A 5525-nucleotide genomic window follows, 5' to 3' on the forward strand; every position below is an offset into this window, starting at 1 on the left:
CCGGCGTTGCCCACAAGGAGCCCGGCGTGGGCCAGGTGGGCGCGGGCTGCCTGCGGGCCCCCATGGCCCTCTTCGAGCAGGCGCTCATCCGTTACAGTGAAGTGTATCAAAGGGGGTAACGAAAACAACAGACAACCTGCGGCCAGGCCGCCCACCGTCAGACACATCGGAACGTTGAAAAAGGAGGGACTTTAATGGAAGACCTGAAGCGGGCAATGCTGAACTGGAAAGCCATGCTGGTGATCGCCGGAATCATCATTGTCTCAGAGCTCATCGGAACCCACTCGCTGAACACCCCCATCGGAACGCTGCTGTTCATGCCCATGATCTTTTCGATCCTGCTCGGCATCCTGTTTGGTGCTGTCTGCACGAAATTCAACTGGAAGGCCTTTACGGAAAATGACCAGCACGACGCCAATTCCCTGCTGCTCATCGCCGCGCTCATCCTGCTGGTGAAGGTCGGCTCCTCCGCCGGCCCCAACTTCCCCACCATCGTTAAGTCCGGTCTGGCCCTGGTCCTGCAGGAGCTGGGCAACGTGGGCACCGCCTTCTTCGCTGTCCCCGTGGGCGTCGCCCTGGGCCTGAAGCGGGAAGTCGTGGGCGGCGGCCACTCCATCAGCCGTGACAGCAACCTGGCCCTCATCACCGAGATGTACGGTCTGGACTCCGCCGAGGGCCGCGGCGTCTCCGCCTGCTTCCTCTACGGCGGTCTGTTCGGTCCCATCATCATGGGCGTGTTCACCTCCTTCGTGGCCTCCTGGAACGTATTCAGCGTGGAAGCACTGTCCATGGCCACCGGCATCGGCAGCACCAGCTTTACCGCCGCCGGCACCGCATCGCTCATCAACCTCTTCCCCGCCCAGGAGCAGACCATTCTGGCCTTCTCCGCGTCCAGCAGCGTGCTGACCGGATTTGACTCGGTCTGGGTCACGCTGGCGGTGGCACTGCCGCTGACGAAGTGGCTTTATAAAGTCTGTTATCGAATCAAATACAAGCAGGATCCGGAACCCGAAGTGAGAAAGGAGAGTGCGAAATGACCAACAGCAGCACCGTCGCCCCCAGCAAGTGGAAGAGACTGGGTTATCAGTTCGGCATGGCCGTGGCCATGGCGATCGTCTCTCTGATCGGCCACACCGCTATGGTCAGCCGGGCCGCAGGCACTCTGGATTTCGCCCCCGCCATCGCCGCCATCCCGGGCATGATCATCATCGTGGCCATGGTCATGGTGGCCCTCATTCTGAAAATGCTCATTCCCCTCCCCATGCCGGCCATCGCCTACTGCGTACTGCTGGCCTTCCTGTTTACCATCCCCAACTTTATACCCGGCTCTGCCTTTATCACCGACGCGCTGAATAAGGTCAACTTCATGGCGCTGTGCACCCCGGTGACCGCCTGTGTCGGCCTCTCTGCCGCCAAGGATCTGCCTCAGCTGAAAAAGGCCGGCCTGCCGCTGCTGGTGGTCACTGCCATGACCATCGTCGGCTCCTTCCTCGGTTCGGCCATCATCGCGGACATCGTGCTGCACCTGACCGGTGCGCTGTAAGCCGCGGCCTCTGACACCCTGCCCTTCCACCAGGCAAAAGAAAGGAACGATCCAATGAACACTCGTGCGCTGAAAGAACGCCTGTATGAGGCCATCGACCGCTCGGCCGAAGCGGTGGAGCGCTATGTCCGCGATATCCAGAAGCACCCCGAGCTGGGGTTTGCGGAGTACCGGACCGCCGAGAAAATGGCCCAATTTTTCCGGGAGATCGGGCTCGAGCCCCAGACCGGCCTGGCTGTCACCGGCATGGCGGCCGATCTGGACAGTGGGAAAAGCGGCCCCACCATCGCCTTCATGGGCGAGCTGGACGCCATCGTCTGCCGCCAGGCCCCCTATGCCGACCCGGAGACCGGCGCGGCCCATCAGTGCGGCCACCACGTGCAGCAGGGCGTGCTCCTGGCCGCTGCCGCCGGATTCACCTCCTCCGGAGTGCTCCAGGAACTGTGCGGGCGCATCCGCTTCCTGGGCGCGCCGGCCGAGGAGATGGGCTCCTCCGCCGTCTGTCAGCCCCTGCGGGAGCAGGGGAAGATCCAGTACATCTGCGGCAAGCAGGAGCTGATCCGGCAGGGCGTGCTGGATGACGTGGATATCTCCATGATGATGCACTGCTGGAGCCACCACCCCGGTCCCCTGATCCTGCGGGGCGTGCGGAACCTGGGCGCGGTCACCCTGCTGCTCAACTTCTACGGCAAGCAGGCCCACGCCGCGGCGGAGCCCTTCAACGGCATCAACGCCCTCAACGCCGCCATCGCCGGTATCAACGCCGTCAACGCCATGCGGGAGTCCTTCGACGAGAGCGAAAGCCCCCGGGTGAACTACATCATCACCCACGGCGGCGAGATGGTCAACTGCATCCCCGACTTCGTCCAGGTCAAGGTCAACATCCGGGCCAACACCCTGGCGGGGATGGAGCGCCTCACCCGCCGGGTGGTCAACGCCTTCCGGCTGGGAGCCGAGTGCATCGGCGCCCGGATGGAGTGTCAAGCAGAGCCGGGGATCATGCCTCTGGTCACCGACGACACCCTTTACAACCTGTACACCGAGAACGCCAAGGAGTTCGTGCCGCCGGAGGAGTACCAGATCGTCCCCACCATGCCCTCCTCCAGCGATCTGGGCGACGTGTCCCAGCTGATGCCGGTCCTCTACCCCATGTGCGGCGGCATCGAGGGCACCGGGCACGGCTCGGATTTCCAGATGGTAGACTTCCAGAACGCCGTAGTCCTCCCCGCCAAGCTCCTGGGCGCGGTCATCATCGACCTTCTGGCCGAGGACGGCAAGCTGGCCAAGGAGGTCGTGGAACAGTACAAGCCCGGCATGACCAAGGAGCAATACCTGCACTACTGGGAAAAGCAGGGGCAGGATTGATTGCCTGCCAGACAGCCGCAGACGCACCAAAAAGCACCCATGGACGAGCTCGTCCATGGGTGCTTTGTTCAGCTCTGGCGGAGCAGGAAACGCAGGCCGGCCCGAATGCCCGCCCAGGTATCCCGGCCCGAGGTGTGTCCCAGGGCCAGCAGCGCCAACAGGGCCCGGTCGGCCTCCCGCCAGTCCTCCCGGGCCATAGCCTCGCCCAGCCGGATCAGGGGCTGAGAAAAGCGGCCCTCCAGCGCGTGCCGGTAGTAATTTAATGAGGTCCGCGTGGTGGAGGGCCGGAGAAAGAGGCATTTGCGCAGGTCGTCCAGACAGCGCGCCGGGAAAAAGGGGCTCCAGGCGTGGACCCACAGCAGGCCGACGAGAAAATCGTCCCCCGCCGGGGTGAGCCCCGGTCCGTAGCCCACGCACTGGCGCAGCAAATTCTCCCAATGTCCCCGCAGTCTGCCCAAGGTCTGGAACAGGCGCTGGCTCCATGCTTCCAGCGCCTCCGTACAGGGCGAAGGGGGAACGCCGTCCCCCTCCAGCCACCGGGAAAGTCCCTCGGGCAGTTGGGGCACCGGCGCCTGGCTCAATGCCACCCGGCGGGCCCCGGCGCAGCAGACCGACAGCCCGGAGCCCCGGAACTGCTCTCCCGTCCAGATAAAACGCTGGCCGATCTCGGTCCCGGCCAGCAGCCGGGCGGCGTCTCCTTCCGGCAGCCGCACCCCAAAGGGGCACAGAGGGGAGTCCGGCCCGCTGAGGAAGATCAGCGTCCCTTCACAGCTCAGATTGAGCCCGTGGTCAAAGCGCTGGCAGACCTGCCAGACCGACCCGGCGGGGAGCTGCCCCTCCAGGTGGTCCGGCAGATCCAGCGCCCGGAGGGTCAGCACCCCTCGGCGGGCGCCAGCAGGGCCTCCGCCTTGGCCTGCCACTGGGTGGCGGCGTCGTTCTGGAAGAGGATAGAGCCGCCCCGGATCAGCGCCGTGGGCTTGGCCGCCCGACAGAGGACCTGCTGGAAGTCGGGGGCGTCCAGCAGCGTGATGTCCGCCCGGCAGCCCTCCTTCAGGCCATAGTCCTTCAGGCCCATACGCGCCGCCGCGTCGCAGGTGCACATGCGCAGCAGCGCCTCATAGTCCTCCCGGGTGGCGAAGTGGCAGGCGTAGGCGGTGAGCAGGGCGTTGACCACCATGTCCTCGCAGCCCAACGGGTTGAAGGGGTCCCGGAGGTTGTCCGGCCCGAAGAACACCGGCACACCGGCCTCCATCAGGGCCTTGGCCTTGGTCACACCCCGGCGGGTGTTGCAGAGGTCGCCTCGGCCATTGCAGAACATGTTGTTGGGGGCCAAAGCCACTACGCCCACCCCGGCGCGGCGGATGAGGGCGATGATCTGCTTGGCGCACTCCGGGTCCACCGAGTCCAGTCCGCACAGGTGGCTGGCGGTGACGTTGGCGGAGAAATTCCGCTTCATCTTCTCCTCACACATGGCCATGATGCCCAGGGCGTCGGGGTAGGCCAGACCGTCCGCGCGGATGCTCTTCTTGGTGTAGTCCCGGTCGATGTCATAGTCCACATGGATGTCCACTTCTTTTCCGAAGTGCTCGGCCAGGTCAAAAACCCGGGCGGCGTGCTCCTCGAAATCGGCGGCGATGCTCAGGTGGCCGCCCACCACGTCGGCGCCCAGGCGCAGGGCGTCCTCCATGAGCTGGTAGGTGCCGGGGGACTCGGTGATGCCCTCCTGGGGGAAGGCCACCACCTGGAGGGTGATGACGTCTTTCAGCTCCTCCTTCAGCTCCAGGATGGCCTCCATGCCCCGCAGTCCGATGGAGGGGTCGATGTCCACATGGGTGCGGATGGCCACCACGCCGGCCTGGATGGAGCGGCGGATGGCCTCCCGGGCCCGTCGCTTCACATCCTCCTTCTGCATGGTCTTTTTGTAGGCAAAGAGCACCGAGCGGGCCTCCCCGATGGTACCGCTCCGGTTGGGGATCACCTCGGCCAGTCCGGCCTTGTCCAGATGGGTGTGGAAGTTGATGAGGCCGGGCACCGCCAGGCGTCCCTTTCCGTCCAGGACCCGGGCATCGGGGCCCACTTGGGGGGGCTGGGCCGTAATGGAGCGGATGCGCCCGTCCTCCACCAGAATAGACTGGGGCTCCTGATAGCCCTCCAGGGCCACATTTTTGAGCAGCAGTTGATCCATAACGCATATCGTGCGGGACCGGGCGCGGGCTCCGCGCCGCCGCACACTCCTTTCTGAATCAGATCATTGTGGAAAACGGGGCACATGGTCCACTGACGGCCCATGTGCCCCGTTGCATACGCCGGTCAGCGGTACAGATAGAGCTTGCCGCCTTTGGCCAGGTTCTCCCGTTTATTGTCCAGGAAACGGATGGTGATGATCTCCGGGTCCAGCTGCAGGATGTCGGCGGTGACCTTGGTGATCTGCTCGGCCAGGAGCTGCTTCTGCTCCACAGTGCGGCCCTCGATCATTTCGATGAAAATATTTGGCATACTTATCCCTCCTGATACACTTCACTGTAACGGATGAGCGCCTGCTCGAAGAGGGCCATGGGGGCCCGCAGGCAGCCCGCGCCCACCTGGCCCACGCCGGGCTCCTTGTGGGCAACGCCGG

The 5525-nt window shown here is 64.7% G+C and carries 6 protein-coding genes; 3 read left to right on the plus strand and 3 right to left on the minus strand.

Features of this window, described 5'->3' with window-relative positions; genetic code table 11:
- Window positions 1-194: 194 nt before the first annotated feature.
- The 3 genes from B5G43_RS16765 to B5G43_RS16775 are packed head-to-tail and all read left to right on the plus strand — an operon-like array spanning window position 195 to window position 2908.
- Window positions 195-1037, plus strand: a complete 843-nt coding sequence (locus B5G43_RS16765; protein WP_087263345.1) for a DUF3100 domain-containing protein — start codon at window positions 195-197, stop codon at window positions 1035-1037.
- The gene (locus B5G43_RS16770) at window positions 1034-1543 is read left to right on the plus strand and encodes a hypothetical protein (protein ID WP_087263347.1); all 510 of its coding nucleotides are present in this window, start codon (window positions 1034-1036) and stop codon (window positions 1541-1543) included. Before B5G43_RS16765 ends, B5G43_RS16770 begins: the two co-directional genes overlap by 4 nt.
- Before the next feature lie 54 nt (window positions 1544-1597).
- Window positions 1598-2908 carry an amidohydrolase gene (locus tag B5G43_RS16775; RefSeq protein ID WP_087263349.1) on the plus strand — a complete coding sequence of 437 codons (1311 nt, stop codon included), beginning with the start codon at window positions 1598-1600 and terminating at the stop codon, window positions 2906-2908.
- A gap of 68 nt (window positions 2909-2976) precedes the next feature.
- Here B5G43_RS16775 and B5G43_RS16780 read toward each other — a convergent pair whose 3' ends face one another.
- The 3 genes from B5G43_RS16780 to B5G43_RS16790 form a co-directional block, all read right to left on the minus strand.
- The gene (locus tag B5G43_RS16780; protein ID WP_158097459.1) at window positions 2977-3786 is read right to left on the minus strand and encodes a DUF2877 domain-containing protein; all 810 of its coding nucleotides are present in this window, start codon (window positions 3784-3786) and stop codon (window positions 2977-2979) included.
- A complete protein-coding gene (locus B5G43_RS16785; protein ID WP_087263353.1) occupies window positions 3780-5093 on the minus strand; it encodes an amidohydrolase family protein in 1314 nt (437 codons plus the stop codon). The genes B5G43_RS16780 and B5G43_RS16785 overlap by 7 nt, the downstream gene beginning before the upstream one ends.
- A 125-nt stretch (window positions 5094-5218) precedes the next feature.
- Window positions 5219-5404, minus strand: a complete 186-nt coding sequence (locus B5G43_RS16790) for a tautomerase family protein (RefSeq protein WP_087263355.1) — start codon at window positions 5402-5404, stop codon at window positions 5219-5221.
- Window positions 5405-5525 lie beyond the last annotated feature (121 nt).

It is taken from the genome of Flavonifractor sp. An92 (assembly GCF_002159175.1).
Lineage (GTDB): Bacteria > Bacillota > Clostridia > Oscillospirales > Oscillospiraceae > Pseudoflavonifractor_A.